The 1365-nt window shown below is 53.8% G+C and carries 1 protein-coding gene; it reads right to left on the bottom strand.

What is annotated here, in order from left to right:
* Window positions 1–481 precede the first annotated feature (481 nt).
* Window positions 482–1252, bottom strand: a complete 771-nt coding sequence (locus tag ACUHMQ_RS20755; RefSeq protein ID WP_445297342.1) for a hypothetical protein — start codon at window positions 1250–1252, stop codon at window positions 482–484.
* Between the last annotated feature and the right edge of the window lie 113 nt (window positions 1253–1365).

Here is a 1365-nt window from a genome sequence, read left to right as displayed (position 1 = left end):
TGCCGAACTGAGCTAGGAGCTCGGCGGGAATTGCCGGCAATTCCACCGGCTTGGCTTTCGGTTTGCGAGGCATACATTCTCCTTGGGAGCATGATATGCCTTGAACACGAAATTACTGACAGACCCCGCTTCGAACGCTTTGTGTCACCGCTGATTTCCATTGGTTCACCCGACCGTGACTGCGAGCCTTCCGCTTGTACGGCTCCTACCATCAGCAGTGGCAAGAAAATGTTAAGTGATGTTTTCGCTTTACTACAGCAGGGGTACATAGTGCTTATCCTTTACGCTAAAACAACCTCGCTTACGTTCTCGTGACGACGCTTGCGATGGCTCCCTGCCGCTTTGAGGAAGTCCGCTATTGTTTGTTCGTAACGCCTGCTGAAAAACAGGTTAAATCCTCCTTAAGTAGGCAGCGGCTGCTCTGATTAAGGGCGATTTCACTATTTATTGCGATCTAGCAAGTGACACATCAAGCAGCCAGCTACGCCGTCTTGTAACTCCGTGAATCTCGCGACTTAGACCTGCCGTTACTTTCCCTCTGTTCTGCACCAGGATTACCCAAGTGACCGAGTGCTACGTACTGCAAAGCATCGTGTGGGTGCGAAAACCGGTTCTTGTCGGGTGTCTCAGTAAATCGTTCCTCGCCCGGTACCAGCATCTTCCGGTATTGATAGCCCCCGTTGAATCCCTTGATGAGTACCTTGCAGGACTTGTCGATCAAGAATGCTGGCTCACCGTCTACCAGACGTATCAGGAAGCTCTCTACCGCACCTACACGCGCTATCGGTGCATTGGTTCTGGTCGGTTTCGTCTCCAACCCTGCTTGTCTCAGCGCTTGGAAGCAGGTTCGCTCGTCGGTATCCGCCCTTGCTGAGCCAGCAGGATCACCCCAGCCCTTGATCTGCTTCCACTCCGGTGCGTCCTCATCCCATTCGAGCGTCCATTCGGGATACGTCGCCCTGAGCTGGGGGATTACGACATCCTCGGCGAATTGCTGGACACCCATGCTGTCTGCGATGAACTCTTTCAGGATGCGTAGCTGCCCGCGCGGGGTAAGTTGGGTGACGATACAGGCAGATGTTAAACCAAAATCCCAGCCCAAGAGGATGGGTACACCTGGAATAGCACGCAGCGGCTTCTCGCTGACATGCAGGCGGCTATTGAACTGCGGATAGACCGGCTTACCGGTCATCAAGCTGCCGTATTCGGCTCTGACGTAGACCTTAATCCAGTCCTCGGGTAATCCCCCCATTTTTAAGGGGAGTCAGAAGTAGCGCTATGCGACCATGGCCAGCCGCTGTATTGGGGTAATACCGCCCAAGGCCATGTTAGGGCGTTCGTGATTGTAGAACCAGATCCAATCCG

The organism is Chitinimonas violaceus (genome assembly GCF_052601015.1).
The sequence above is the reverse complement of the archived record's forward strand: the minus strand, read 5'-3'. Positions and strand labels throughout refer to the sequence as shown.

What these genes read in the sequence shown, in the direction of transcription:
- ACUHMQ_RS20755 (WP_445297342.1), bottom strand. Translation starts at nt 1,252, where the DNA reads ATGGGGGGATTACCCGAGGACTGGATTAAGGTCTACGTCAGAGCCGAA.